Raw genomic sequence first — 13,104 nt, forward strand, 5'->3', positions numbered from 1 at the left:
GGGATCAGGAGGAGGCGAGGTCCTCGGGGGTGTCCAGGTCGGCGTCGTCGGCGAGGTCAGTGATGTCCACCAGGTCCACGCGGCCCGCATGAGCCTTCAGATAGGACCGTGCACCCTCATCGGCGGAGGCCAGCGCAGCCGCGGCCAGGGCGTCCTCGATGTCGAAGACCACCGGATGCCCGGGCCTCCACTCCACACAGCCGCGGGTGATCCGGCCGGGCTCATGCTCGCCCAGCACGGCCGCGAGCGCCTGCTCGTCGATACCCGGCTGATCCACCAGGAGCACAGCACAGCGGGCGAAGCCGGCGTCGTGCGCGGCCTTCACTCCGGCACGGAACGACGCCGAGAGCCCCGCTTCCCACTGCTCGGCGGCCACCACATGGGACCGGCCCATCAGCTCGGGCTCAGCACGGCGCAGCTCCTCTTCCACCTGCTGGGCCTCGGATCCCAGCACCAGGACAGGAGAGGTTCCGGCGGCCAGAACCGCGCGGACCGCACGGATGCCCAACGGCTCAGCTCCAGACCCCACCCGCAGCAGGGCCTTGCTGCGGGTGCCCAGGCGCCTGCCGGCCCCGGCTGCCAGGATGATGGTCGCCGTCGTGGTGCTCATACTCCTCAGTCTGGCACTCCCCTGCTCAGCGGGAACGGACTGATCAGGCCTCGGCCAGCCAGGTGTCCACTGCGGCCAGCAGCTCCTGGCGGCGGCGCTGGTCGATGAAGCTGGAGGTGAAGGAGTTCTTGGCCAGCTGGGCCAGATCCTCGGCGTCCAGGCTGAACTGCTCGGCGATGGCCCGGAAGTTGTCGTCCACATAACCACCGAAGTAGGCCGGGTCATCGGAGTGGATGCTGACCAGCAGGCCGGCCTCCAGCAGCTCGGGCAGCGGGTGCTCGGCGATGCTGGGCACACCCTTGAGCCGGACGTTGGAGAGCGGGCAGACGGTCAGCGGCACCTGCTCCTCGGCCAGGCGGCTCACCAGCTCCGGGTCTTCCAGACTGCGCACACCGTGGTCGATCCGCTCGGCGCCGAGCACGTCCAGGGCCTGCCATACGTACTCGGCCGGGCCCTCCTCTCCCGCGTGGGCCACGCGGCGCAGGCCATGCCGGGCGGCCAGCTCGAAGGCCTCCTGGAAGAGCTGCGGCGGGTAGTCCCGCTCGGCGGAATCCAGTCCGACGCCGATGATCGGCGCCTCCATCTCCAGCAGATCCTTCAGCACGGTCACGGCCTCGGCCGGATCACGGTCGCGCAGGAAGCAGACGATCAGCGAGCTGCTGACCCCGAAGCGCTCCCGGCTCTCGGCCAGCACGGAGGAGATGCCGTCCACCACGGTCTTCAGCTCCACGCCGCGGACCAGGTGGGCCTGCGGGTCGAAGAAGAGCTCCACGTGGCGGACCCCGCCGGCAGCCGCCCGCTCCAGGTAGGCCGCGGTCATATCGGCGAAATCCTGCTCGGTCTGCAGCACCTGCATGGTGGCGTAGTAGAGGTCCAGGAAGGACTGCAGGTCGTCGAACTCGTAGCGGGACCGCAGATCATCGATGTCCCGGTAGGGCAGCTCTGTGCCGTTGCGCTCCGCCAGGGTGCAGACGAGCTCAGGCTCCAGCGTTCCCTCGATGTGGATGTGCAGCTCGGCGGCGGGCGGGTCGAATCTCACTCGAGGACTCCTTCAGGAGATGGCACGTGGGTCAGGAAAGTGCCCTGCAACGGCAGCGGATCCGTGGTGTCCAGGCTGGAGAACAGCTGAGTTCCGCGCACCACCGACCCCACCACGGTCCCCTGCAGCTCCAGGCCGTCATAGGCGGACACCGGGTTCTTATGGGCCAGCCCGCGCGCGGAGACCACATGGGTCTCCTTGGGGTCGTAGAAGGCGAAGTCGGCATCCTTCCCGACGCCGATGCTCCCCTTGGACTCCAGGTTCACCTGCTGCGCGGTGTTCTGGGCCATCCAGGCGGAGACCTGCTCCAGGCCGATGCCGCGCTCCCTGGCGTGGTGGGCCACGGCGTTGAATCCGACCTGGAGCCCGGAGATCCCGCCCCAGGCCTGCTGCAGGTCAGGGGCGCCCCGGTACTTCTCCTTGGAGGTGGCCGGTGAGTGGTCGGAGACGATGCAGTCGATCAGCCCGTCCTGCAGGCCCTGCCACAGCGCGTCGCGGTTGCCGGCGTCACGGATGGGCGGGCAGCACTTGAACTCGGCGGCGCCGTCGGGGATCTTCTCCGCCTCGAAGCACAGGTAGTGCGGGCAGGTCTCCACAGTCAGCGGCAGGCCCTCATCGCGGGCGTCCTTGATGATGTCCAGCGCCTGGGCCGAGGCCAGGTGGAGGATGTGGGTGCGGCAGCCGGTCTCCCTGACGGTCTCGATCAGCGCGGTGATCGCCTTGACCTCCGCATCATGGGGGCGGGTCCCGGCCCAGGCGGCGTAGCTGGGGATGGAGGGGGCCGCGGCGGCTCCGCTGGCGGCGTCGATGGTGGCCGCGTCCTCTGCGTGGACGATGACCAGCCCGTCGAAGGAGGCCACCTCGGTCATGGCCTCGCGCAGCTGGGGAATGCTGACCGGCGGGAACTCGTCCACTCCGGAAGGCAGCAGGAAGCATTTGAAGCCGAAGACACCGGCCTCCCAGAGTGGCCGCAGCTCGGCGGTGTTGCCCGGGACGATCCCGCCCCAGAAGCCGGTGTCCACATAGGTCTGCCCCTGGGCGGCGGCCTTCTTCTCGGCCAGGGCGTCAGTGCTGACCGTGGGCGGGATGCTGTTCAACGGCATATCCACCAGCGTGGTGACTCCACCCAGTGCGGCCGCGGCGGTGGCGGTGGCGAAGCCTTCCCAGCTGGTGCGGCCGGGCTCGTTGATGTGCACGTGGGTGTCCACATTGCCCGGCAGGACTCTGATGCCGTCGCGCACCCGCAGGGTCCCGACGCCGGCAGTCACCTCGGAAGCGCGGATGATCTCTTGCTGATGCTTGGCACCGCCGGGATCGAGCTCATGGACGGCGAGGATGCGCCCATCGACGATCTCCACCCGGGCCGGGATGAACCGCCCCTCCACGAGTACCTCTTCCGCGATGAGATGACGGATCATCGATGACTGCCTTTCTGCCCGCTCGCTGCCTGCCTCCACCCTACGTCCCATGTATGTCGCGCAGGTTGAATCGGTGTTCACACAGTGTCTCGGGGACTGCGGGGTCAGCGTGCCGCGCTCTGGGCAGAAGTCTCCTGGTCAGCGGCCTGCTCAGCCTCCTCGGCCGAGTCCTCCGCGGAGCCCTCCGGGGCGTGCTCGCGGTCCGGACCGCAGGCCGGCAGCACGGCGTTGAGCAGCACGGCCGAGAGCATGGCCGGAACGATGCCCGTGGTCAGCAGCAGGGCGATGTCCGGATGGAAGGAGGCGGTGGCCTCCTCCGGGGCGAACGAGAAGCCGATGCCCAGTCCCAGCGAGACCGCCAGGATCAGCAGGGAGCGGCGGTTGATCAGCTCGGAGGCCATGACCTGGATGCCGGCGGAGGCCACCATCGAGAACATGACCAGCACGGAGCCGCCCAGCACTGCATAGGGCACCGTGTTGAACAGTGCGGCGATCTTGGGGATGAACCCAGCCAGGACCAGGATGCCGCCGGCCAGGGCCACCACAAACCGGCTGACCACACCGCTGAGCGCGATGACACCGGTGTTCTGGCTGAAGGTGGTGTTGGGCATGGCGCCGAAGAGCGCACCCACGGAGGTCCCGACGCCGTCGGCCACCACACCGCCGCTGAGCTCGCGGGCCTTGGGCGCCCGGCCCACACCGGTGCGGGCCACCGCGGTGAGGTCACCGATGGACTCCATGGAGCTGGCCAGGGCCAGCACGGTGATGGCGATGATGGCGCCGCTGGTGAAGTCCAGGCCGAAGTGCATGGGCTGGGGCGCGAAGAACCAGTCGGCCTCGGCCACGGCCTCGAAGCTGACCATGCCGAAGGCCGCGGCCACCACATAGCCGCTGATCAGCCCGATCAGCACGGCGGCCACGGAGATCAGGCCCCGGCCGAACTGGTTGCAGATCACGGTCACGGCCACCACCAGCGCGGCGATGCCGTAGTAGTGCAGGGAGCCGAAGTCTCCGGCGTCCTGGGCCGGGGCGCCGCCGCCGGCGTACTCCACCGCGGTGGGCATCAGCTTGATGCCGATGATCAGGATGATGATCCCGCAGACCAGCGGCGGGAAGAGCGGGGAGATCCAGCGCAGCGTGGTGCCGAAGAAGATCTGGGCGAAGCCGGCGATGAAGGCGCCGCCGAAGACTGCGGCGATGCCGAACTCCTCGGCGATCGGGATGGCCACGGCCAGGAAGGCGAAGCTGGTGCCCTGCATGACCGGCAGGCGGGAGCCCACCGGACCCACGCCGAGGGTCTGCAGCACAGTGGTCACACCGGAGACGATCATGGCCAGCTGGACCATGAGGGTGACCTCTCCGGCGGCCATGCCGATGGCGGTGGCCACGATCAGCGGCGGAGCGGCATTGCCCACGAACATCGCCAGCAGATGCTGGACCGCCAGCGGCACCGCTTTGCGCAGCGGCGGCATCTGGCTGACCGGGTCCTGCGCCGCAGGCGCAGTCTGCTGGGTGCTCGCGTCCGGCCGCTGGGTGGTCTCAGTGCTCATAGCTTCACGCTATGGGCGCTGTGTTAGATCCGTGTTACCCAGCCATTACCTTCATGAGAAACCTCTGTTCCTCCTGGCGGGAGCCTGACGAAACGCTCGTTTCTGTCAGCAGAACCCGCCGATCCACTCCCAGGCCTTGGGCTTGGGCTCGGCTCCGGCGCGGGTCACGCGTAACCTTCCAGACAGTGTCCAGAAACGTGTCGATACGGTCTCTGAGTATCAGAGCCTCAACCGTTCCAGGCTGATTGCATTGAAACCTAAGACGAAAGGGAAGGACATGCACCGAGCTGCGAGGCTGATCGCAACGCTCGGCATCGTCGCCATCTCCCTCACAGCATGCGGCGAGGGGCAATCTGCTGCGGGGGCAGATGCTCCGCATCAGATGACCCAGGTGGAACCCGACGGCGGAGATACCCAAGCTGATCAGATCCAGGAGTTGGAGACTGTGGTCAGCACATTGCGCGAGCACTTCGGTGAGGAAGTCATCACCTCTGACAACGGTGAAGACTTCAACATCGACCGATTCGAACAAGAGGTTCGGCCCCGGGAGTGCGGCCCTGCGAATCACTACAACTACGAGATCCGCTTCGAGATACCGGACCACGACGAAGATTCTCTGGAACAGTACTATGCCCAGGCGGAAGCAGCCGCTGCTGACCTCGGACTCTCAGAGAATCAGAACAACAGCAGCGGCATCAACGATCGGGGCACCATCTACTTCGGGGCAGGCTCTGCCGAGGATCGCATCTTCCTCGTCCGTTCAGGAGTAGGCGCAGAGAACGTCACCATCGTCTACCAGACCAAGTGCTCGAACGACTCCAGCATCCAGGAGGTCCGCGAAGAGTTCAGCGAACGCTGGCGCGAAGAGCGCCGCTCCGAAGAGCCTCCCACTGTAGAAGACATCGAGCAGGAGCACGGAGAGGGCAGCGCAGGCTGACCCAGTCCGAGATCAGCAGAAGCCGCCGATCCACTCCCATGCCTTGGGCTTGGGCTCGGCTCCGACGCGGGTCACCGAGGCGTTCATGAAGCCGTAGGGCAGCACACCGGCCTCGAAGACCTCATTGTTGTTCTCCACGCCGAACCGCTCCAGGTCCACCAGGTAGTGGTGGTTGTTGGGCATGACGAACCGGATATCCTCGATCTCCTCGAACTCCTCCAGCACGGCCTCGCCGGCGGCATAGAGGGTCTGCTGCAGGGACAGCGAGTGCACCTGGGCGAACTGCTCCATGATGATCTGTTTGGTGCGCGCGTAGACGGCGTCGTAGTCCACGCCCTCTGCACCGGGACGGAAGAGCCAGCGGGAGGTGATGTCGGTGGCCATGATCCGGTCGGTGGTCTCCGGCAGCGTGGTGTAGCGATCCTTGGGGTAGCCGTGGAACTCGCTGCCGGTGGACTTCAGCACGGTCAGGTCCTTGAAGCCGCCCAGCACATACTCGACGCCGTCCTCCACGGTCAGCGCGGCGGTGCGGACGTCATCCTTGTTCCGCACGAAGGAGTGGTTGTGACCTGCCGGGGCGCCGTCGGGACCGGGCACCTGGATGCGCTCCCAGTTGAAGGCCTCAGTCTCCCAGCGGCCGCCGGTCACGTGGTCCATGGCGGTGAAGTGCCGGCCCAGCTCCAGCAGGAACTCCTCCGGGGAGCTGATCCCCTTCTCCTTGGCGAAGGAGTGGATGGTGTTCTTCTGCGCATCGGTGGTCAGCACTGTGGTGTTGTCCCCGGTCAGGAAGGTGTCGTCGAAGTTCCCGCGCAGCAGGGAGGTGACGTTGAGGTCCTTGATGGTGTGGACCTCGGTGTCCCGGTAGACGCGGACCACACGCACTTCGGCCTTGCCGTACTGGTTGGGCCCCAGGACGATGTCAGGGTTCGGCATGGAAGTTCCTCTCTGTCAGGTCCGCCGGCTCAGCTGCCGCGGTAGGTTGAGTAGGCGAAGGGGCTCAGCAGCAGCGGCACGTGGTAGTGGCCGGCGTCGGCGTCTGCTGCGAAGGCGATGGTGACCTCCGGGAAGAAGGTCTCCTCGCCACGGGATGCGAAGTACTCCCCCACGGCCAAGCGCAGCCGGTAGGTGCCAGAATCCAGGCTCTCGGGGCCCAGATCGCCGATGCGGCCGTCGTCGTCAGTCACGCCGGTGGCGATGACGGCACCCTCAGCATCGGAGAGCTCGACACCGATCCCTGCGGCGGGCAGCCCGGTGGCGTTGTTGAGCACATGGGTGGTGATGAAGCTCATCGGTGATGCTCCTCGTCTGTGATCGGGTGGTCAGAGTTCCAGCTCGTCGAGGTCGTCGTAGACGGCAGCGATGGCGGAGATCCGCTTGCGCCCGGTACTGATCCGCTCGTTGAGCACGCTGTTGGCCAGCACACCCACCAGGGACATGGCGGTGGCGTAGGAGTCGAAGGCGCCGGCGGAGTCGATGGGGCACTCCAGCCAGCAGTCGGCCTGGACGGCGTAGCGGCGCGAGGTGCCGTCGCCGATGCAGATCACCTGCACCGGTGACTGCTCCAGCCGGTCGATCAGCCGCTGGAAGACGGCGGGACGGCGGCGGAACCCGATGGCGATGACCAGGTCCTTCTCCCCCAGCCCGGCGACCTCCTCGCCGAGTGTCTGTCCCGGCTGCGGGGCCACGCGGACCTGGTCGCGCGCCTGGATGAGCTGCTGGTGCAGGTGCAGCGCCACGGGGTAGCTGTTGCGCAGCCCCACGATGACCACCCGCTCGGCAGCTGCGATCCGGCCCACCGCATCGGTGAGCCGCCCGTCGCCGAGCAGGGCCACCAGCCGAGAGAGGTTCTCCTGCTCCTTGGCCTCGTGGCGGGCCACACCCGAGCTGTCCTCGCTGTCCCCGGTGATCACCGGGGAGGCGGTGGGCAGACCGCGGTGGCGCAGTGCGCGGGCGTGGTCGCGGACCTCTTTGAAGTCGTCGAAGTCGAGTTTGCGGAAGAGCCTGGAGACGGTGGCCTTAGAGACCCCGGTCTCCCGGGAGATGTCCGCGGCGGAGAAGATCGCCAGATCGCCCAGATGTTCCAGCAGGAAGTCCGCCACCCGGCGCTCCTGCGGGGGCAGACTGCCGTATCTGGCGTCGATGCGGGCGTCGATCCTGATCTCGCGCGGTGTCTCCTCAGCCATGATCAGAGGCTACCCGCATCCGCAGTGTGCGCCGGCTTCTTCTCCTGGTGTGACTCCGCCACCGTCCAGACGGCGGCCTCGAAGGCGTCCAGCGCATAGGCCACGTCCTCGAGGATCACGTTCTCCGCCGGGTGGTGGCTGATGCCGTCCTCGCAGCGGGTGAAGAGCATGGCGAAGTCAGTGACCGCCGCCATGGCCATCGCGTCATGACCGGCGCGGGAGTACAGGTGCATCGGGTCGGTGTCCCCTGTGGTGCCGACGCCGGCCACCACGGCCTGGCGCAGCGTGTCATCACAGCAGACGGTGGGAGCACTGTGGATCTCCTCGATCTCCACCTGCAGTCCGCGGCCTGCGCAGAACTCCTCCACGGCGGCGCGGATGGTGTCCCAGGCGCCGTCGCGCACGGCGTCCTGCTCGGCGCGCAGATCCAGAGAGAAGTCGGCGCGGCCGGGCACCACATTGACCGCACCGGGCTGGGCCTCCAGCTGGCCGACGGTGGCGATGGCACCCTGGTCCCGAGCGATGCGCTCGATGTCCAGCACGGCCTGGGAAGCGCCGATCAGCGCGTCCCTGCGGCGCTCATAGGGGGTTCCACCGGCATGGCGGGCCTCCCCGATGACCGAGATCAGGAAGCGGCGGGCCCCGGCGATGCTGGTGACCACGCCCAGCGGGCGGCCGTCGACCTCCAGGTAGGGGCCCTGCTCGATATGAGCCTCGAGGTAGCCCACCAGGTCCTCCGGCTTCCGGGCGGCCTCGGTGATGCGCTCAGGGTCCAGGCCGAAGCGGGTGAAGGCCTCGCGCAGGGTCACGCCGTCGGCGTCGGTCTGGTCCCACCAGGCCTGCTGCCATTTGCCGGCCATGGCCCAGGAGCCCAGCAGCGTGGTGCCGAACCGAGTGCCCTCCTCATCGGCGTAGGCGGCGACCTCCAGGGCGAAGGGCAGCTGCTCGCCGGTCTGCTGGACGCGCTCCTTGACCCGGCGCGCGACCTCGATGGCCAGCAGTACGCCCAGGATGCCGTCGTAGCGGCCGGCGTCGGGGACTGTGTCCAGATGGGAGGCGAGCATCAGGGCCGGGAGGCCGTCCTGGCTGCCTTCCAGGCGTGCGCACTGGTTGCCGGCGGCGTCCTGCCAGGTGGACAGGCCCACCTCGGTCATCCATGCGGCGGCCAGGGCGTTGTGCTCGGCGTGCTCCGGGGTGAGGTAGGAGCGCAGGATGCCGGCGGGCTGGCCGGCGTCGTCGCTGAGGGCTGTGATTCCGGCCAGCTCATCACAGCGGTCCATGATGCGCTGGGCTGCGGCCATCGTGGCCTCGGAGGGCTGGTAGGTCATCACGCGGTCACCTCATTCTGGTAGATCTCCTGTGCTGCGCCGACGCCGCCACCTGCGGTGATCTGCGCGCCGGCGGAGCGCAGCACCTGCTCCAGTGCGGCCAGGGTCAGCAGCACGGCGTCCTTGCGGGCGTTGTATCCCATGGTCCCGATGCGCCAGACCTTGCCGTGGAGCGGGCCGAAGCTGGTGCCGATCTCGATGCCGTAGTCGGTGAGCATGGCGTTGCGGGCGGCGTCGCCGTCGACCCCTGCGGGGATCTCCACGGCGACCACGTTGTTCATCTTGTGGGCGACGTCGCCGAAGACCTTCAGGCCCAGGCCCTGGACGCCGGCGAGCATGGCCTCGCCGTGGAGGCTGTGGCGCTCGATGGCGGTGTCCATCCCCTCCTGCAGCAGCAGGCGGGCGCATTCGCGGGCGCCGTAGAGCATAGTGGTGGCCTCGGTGTGGTGGTTCAGCCGCTGCGGCCCCCAGTAGTCGAGGATCATGGCCAGGTCGAAGTAGTTGGAGGCGATGCGGGTGCCCTGACCGGCAGTGCCGTCGGAGATGCCCTCCTCCACGTGGCGGCGGGCGCGGACGGTCTCCACGGCCTTCTCGCTCAGGGTGATGGGGCTGGATCCGGAGGGGCCGCCCAGGCATTTCTGCAGGCCGGCGGTGGCGGCGTCGATCCCCCACTCATCGGCGAGGAACTCGTTGCCGCCCAAAGAGGCGGTGGCGTCGGTGTAGAACAGCACGCCGCGCTTGGCGCAGATCTCGCCGATGCCCTCCAGCGGCTGGTTCATGGTGGTGGAGGTGTCGCCCTGGACCAGGGCCAGCAGAGTGGGCTTCTCCTCGATGATGGCCTGCTCGATCTCCTCGGCGGTGAAGACCTGACCCCAGTCCTTCTCCCGGACGGCGACCTCTGCGCCCACGCGCACGGCGATCTCCTTGAGCAGGTAGCCGAAGCGGCCGAAGACCGGGATGAGGACCTTCTGACCGGGCTCCACCAGGGAGACCAACGCGGCCTCGATGCCGGCGCGGGAGGTGCCGTCGATGAGCAGGGTGGCCTCGTTCTGGGTCTTGAAGACTCCCCGGTAGAGCTCCATGACCTCGTTCATGTACCCGGTCATGGAGGGGTCATACTGCCCGACCAGCTGGGCGGACATGGCCCGGTGCACGCGCGGATCCGCGTTCACGGGGCCCGGGCCCATCAGCAGGCGCTGAGGGGGATTGATCTGTGCCGTGGCAGGAGAGGAGTCGTTCATGATCACCAGTCTACTGAAACGAATGTTTCAGGGATGAAACAGGCGGTTGAAACTCTGGAGACAGGGTGGGGGGTGGCGTGGGGCGAGGTCGCTTGGGGCGGGAGGGGCAGAGTTCACCTGACTTGACGACATCTCACCCCGGTTCTCCCGAGAGATTTGTCGCGAAGGCGGTAGAGAACTCGGTGGTCACACCAGGGCCCGACGCCGGCAGCGCGCCTCCCGCGCGCCTCCTCTAGACCACCTGGTGGGCTGTGCCGCGGCAGGCACGGGCGAGGGCGTTCAACGCATCCATCGCGGGACCCTGCGGGGCATAGGCCGGGACACTGACGTCGGTCCAGAGGTGGAACGTCTTCGGCGGACCGACGATCATCGACGCCGCATGCTCCCGGTAGAGGATCGGCCGCGAACGGTGCACGGAGAGCAGCAGGTATCCATCGGGGCCGATCAGATCAGCCGCTTCCCCGTCCTCGGACAGCGCCCATTGGAACGGCAAGGAGGACTTCATCTTGGCGATGGTCTTGTCCAGGCTGTTCGTAGTCCATGGATTGCGGCTCAACATGGCGTACTGCAGGCTCATAGCAGGTCGTCTCCTCCGAACGTGACGATCCCGGCTTGGTACGGGTGGGACCCCACGACGTCGATGCGCCCATCCCCATATGAAGGATCTTCAGCCCAGAACGTGAAATCCGGGGCCGCCCGCGGGCCGACCAGGAGCGCGAGCGCGCGGTCCGGGACATGAGGACGGACGCTGCGGAACAGGCCCGGGTCCACGTCGCGCAGGCTGAAGAACCCCTGCACGCAGGATGGGAAGGCTTGGGCCAGATCTCGCGCAGCAGCAGTGGCCAGGTCAGTCGCTGGGCGGACGTCCTGCGGATAGGGGCCCAACGGAATGCTTCCTGAGGTGTGTTCGATCAGTCCCGCCTCATCCCGGCGTACCGTGATGGATCCCCAGGCACCGCGCCCATCTGTGAAGTAGACAGCGGGTACGGCGAAGGGCGGCTCCCCGCCCAGAGGCTCGGCGGAGGCATCCACATCGGTCACATTCCATGGCCTGGCGAGCGGTTCGGTCAGATCCCAAGCCTCTGGCGCCCCTCCCCCGAGGCGCGGGAGGAGGAACTCAGCGAGTGCACCCATCGGAACGTCCTCCTCCGGCCGCCGGAGCCGGTGGACGCTGAAGCGCAGAGCAGCCTGCTGAGGGTGCGCATCCGCGGCGAACCGAGGGTGGAGCGGGTTGTCCCCGACCTCGCGCAGCTCAGCTCGGGTTCCGGCCATGCGTCCCGTCAGCCCGTTGTAGAACACCTGCTGACCTACAGGTCCCTCGGCGATGTGCCAATAGGCTGCGGCACGGCCCGGCTTCCCGTAGCGATATCGCCGCTGAAGGCCAAAGCCACCGGTGAGCTCCACTGCAGTCGCTGTGACCGGAGAGAGCACATGCTGCGGGCTGCTGTGCAGCACAGCGGTCTTCTTATGCTTCTCCACCGTCTGGAAGAGTGCCCGAAGTGCCGCGGTGTAGCGGATGACAGAAGTAGGGCCGGCGACATGCACGGCGAAATCTCCGGCCCATTCATCGGCCACGGGCCAGTACCGTTCCTGCACCACCGCTCCTCCCTGGTCGCTGGGCCGGTGAGCTTTTCAGGACCATCTTGGCATAGGCTCTGACATGGCCAGGAACCTGCAGCGCGAAGGAGGCCCTCCATGATCCGAGACTCCACAGGGCGGTTTGCCGACATTCGGTTCAAGATCGCGGTGATGAGCGACATCATGGAAGGCCCGGTCGGCCTTCCGCCCGAAACGGTCAACGCGCTGGACCAGATTCGGGGCCGCTACGACGATGAGCTGCTGGCGGTGTTCCCCAGCCCTTCAGCATTCGAGCAGGAGATGCTGATGCGCGCTCCAGTCCCCTCGCCTTCCCCTTCCCCGGAGATCATGCGCTTCATCGCGGACCTCCCTCTATCCCAAGAAGCCCTGGACTCGGTGCAGCAGCTCACCTTCGAGGCCGGCGGCCGAGGCTACGACTGGGTGGATGCCGACGGCGGCGATTGGGGTGGGACCGATGACCGCTTCACCGTTCAAGACATCAGCGGCTTCGAACAGCTCCGGAACCTCACCACCGTGAACCTCGTGGGCGGCTACATCGTCCGTCTCGAGACGCTGCGCCCGATGGCCGAAGCCGGCATCGAGATCATCGTGGCCGCCGGAACGCCCGAGAGCGAAGGCATCGACCCGGAGACCTTCCCCAACCTCCGCATCGTGTGACCACCGCCCGACGCCGGCAGCGCGCCTCCAGTCAGCGCTCAGTCGGAGTCGTCCTCCTGATCCCAGCTGTAACCTTCGAACGACGGCATATCGAACTCATACTCCCCTACGCTGGACCGACCGTCGATATGGCGCAGGCAGTCTCCGGTGATCCGGATCTGAATCGCACGTCCGTCTGACTCCTCATGATGCACATGGTCGACATGCGCCTGACTGTCGAGCGTTCCGCCCCACTCCCGTGTGTACGTATAGCGGGAGACTCCGGTGAAGTCCCCTCTGCCGGACGTCGTGCCGACGTCTTCCAACTCCCAGCCATCATCACCTGTCCAAGCCTCCTCGATATCGGCCAGGACCTCTTCAGCAGCCGTTTCATCATCCACTTCGTCGACTGCTCCTGCTCGCAGCTTGATGACGTCTAGGTGTAATGCCCCGGAACGTTGTGAACAGGTGACGTAAAGAGGAGACCTCCGGTATCGATGTGGGTAATCACACTCACAAGTCGATAAACCGGAGGTCTCCATGACTCACCGTAATGCCCCGAT

General features: G+C 67.1%; 14 protein-coding genes. 2 read left to right on the forward strand and 12 right to left on the reverse strand.

The genetic code is table 11. The features are described 5' to 3' along the window. Positions 1-4 precede the first annotated feature (4 nt). The 4 genes from IEW85_RS05395 to IEW85_RS05410 all read right to left on the reverse strand — a co-directional run bounded on the left by IEW85_RS05395 (position 5) and on the right by IEW85_RS05410 (position 4,617). The gene (locus tag IEW85_RS05395; protein WP_188683427.1) at positions 5-610 is read right to left on the reverse strand and encodes a nucleotidyltransferase family protein; all 606 of its coding nucleotides are present in this window, start codon (positions 608-610) and stop codon (positions 5-7) included. A 43-nt stretch (positions 611-653) separates the two neighbouring features. Further along, positions 654-1,649, reverse strand: coding sequence for an adenosine deaminase (locus IEW85_RS05400; RefSeq protein WP_188683430.1), 996 nt, complete (start codon positions 1,647-1,649; stop codon positions 654-656). After that, positions 1,646-3,067 carry an allantoinase AllB gene (allB, locus tag IEW85_RS05405; protein WP_188683432.1) on the reverse strand — a complete coding sequence of 474 codons (1,422 nt, stop codon included), beginning with the start codon at positions 3,065-3,067 and terminating at the stop codon, positions 1,646-1,648. Before allB ends, IEW85_RS05400 begins: the two co-directional genes overlap by 4 nt. A gap of 104 nt (positions 3,068-3,171) precedes the next feature. Further along, entirely contained in the window at positions 3,172-4,617 is a 1,446-nt protein-coding gene (locus IEW85_RS05410) for a uracil-xanthine permease family protein (RefSeq protein WP_188683434.1), read from the reverse strand. A gap of 382 nt (positions 4,618-4,999) precedes the next feature. Here IEW85_RS05410 and IEW85_RS05415 point away from each other — a divergent pair, with 382 nt between their 5' ends. Next, positions 5,000-5,554 carry a hypothetical protein gene (locus IEW85_RS05415; protein ID WP_188683436.1) on the forward strand — a complete coding sequence of 185 codons (555 nt, stop codon included), beginning with the start codon at positions 5,000-5,002 and terminating at the stop codon, positions 5,552-5,554. A gap of 12 nt (positions 5,555-5,566) precedes the next feature. On the opposite strand, the gene pucL is transcribed toward IEW85_RS05415, so the two are convergent. The 7 genes from pucL to IEW85_RS05450 form a co-directional block, all read right to left on the reverse strand. Beyond that, positions 5,567-6,487 carry a factor-independent urate hydroxylase gene (gene pucL, locus IEW85_RS05420; RefSeq protein ID WP_188683438.1) on the reverse strand — a complete coding sequence of 307 codons (921 nt, stop codon included), beginning with the start codon at positions 6,485-6,487 and terminating at the stop codon, positions 5,567-5,569. A 29-nt stretch (positions 6,488-6,516) separates the two neighbouring features. Next, positions 6,517-6,843, reverse strand: coding sequence for a hydroxyisourate hydrolase (gene uraH / locus IEW85_RS05425; RefSeq protein ID WP_188683440.1), 327 nt, complete (start codon positions 6,841-6,843; stop codon positions 6,517-6,519). Positions 6,844-6,873: 30 nt separating this feature from the next. After that, positions 6,874-7,737, reverse strand: a complete 864-nt coding sequence (locus tag IEW85_RS05430) for a MurR/RpiR family transcriptional regulator (RefSeq protein ID WP_188683442.1) — start codon at positions 7,735-7,737, stop codon at positions 6,874-6,876. Between the two features lie 2 nt (positions 7,738-7,739). Beyond that, on the reverse strand, positions 7,740-9,065 hold the full coding sequence (locus IEW85_RS05435; protein ID WP_188683444.1) for an allantoate amidohydrolase: 1,326 nt from the start codon (positions 9,063-9,065) through the stop codon (positions 7,740-7,742). Further along, positions 9,065-10,306, reverse strand: a complete 1,242-nt coding sequence (locus tag IEW85_RS05440) for a pyridoxal-phosphate-dependent aminotransferase family protein (RefSeq protein ID WP_229658821.1) — start codon at positions 10,304-10,306, stop codon at positions 9,065-9,067. Before IEW85_RS05440 ends, IEW85_RS05435 begins: the two co-directional genes overlap by 1 nt. 232 nt (positions 10,307-10,538) lie before the next feature. Further along, on the reverse strand, positions 10,539-10,883 hold the full coding sequence (locus IEW85_RS05445; protein WP_188683446.1) for a hypothetical protein: 345 nt from the start codon (positions 10,881-10,883) through the stop codon (positions 10,539-10,541). Next, on the reverse strand, positions 10,880-11,902 hold the full coding sequence (locus tag IEW85_RS05450; RefSeq protein WP_188683448.1) for a DUF6177 family protein: 1,023 nt from the start codon (positions 11,900-11,902) through the stop codon (positions 10,880-10,882). The genes IEW85_RS05445 and IEW85_RS05450 overlap by 4 nt, the downstream gene beginning before the upstream one ends. A gap of 99 nt (positions 11,903-12,001) precedes the next feature. Between IEW85_RS05450 and IEW85_RS05455 the strand changes: the two genes are divergently transcribed. Beyond that, entirely contained in the window at positions 12,002-12,562 is a 561-nt protein-coding gene (locus tag IEW85_RS05455; protein WP_188683450.1) for a DUF6892 domain-containing protein, read from the forward strand. Positions 12,563-12,600: 38 nt separating this feature from the next. On the opposite strand, the gene IEW85_RS05460 is transcribed toward IEW85_RS05455, so the two are convergent. Next, complete coding sequence (locus tag IEW85_RS05460) at positions 12,601-12,942, reverse strand: hypothetical protein (RefSeq protein ID WP_188683452.1); 342 nt, start codon at positions 12,940-12,942, stop codon at positions 12,601-12,603. Positions 12,943-13,104 lie beyond the last annotated feature (162 nt).

It is taken from the genome of Nesterenkonia cremea, from assembly GCF_014642675.1.
Lineage (GTDB): Bacteria > Actinomycetota > Actinomycetes > Actinomycetales > Micrococcaceae > Nesterenkonia > Nesterenkonia cremea.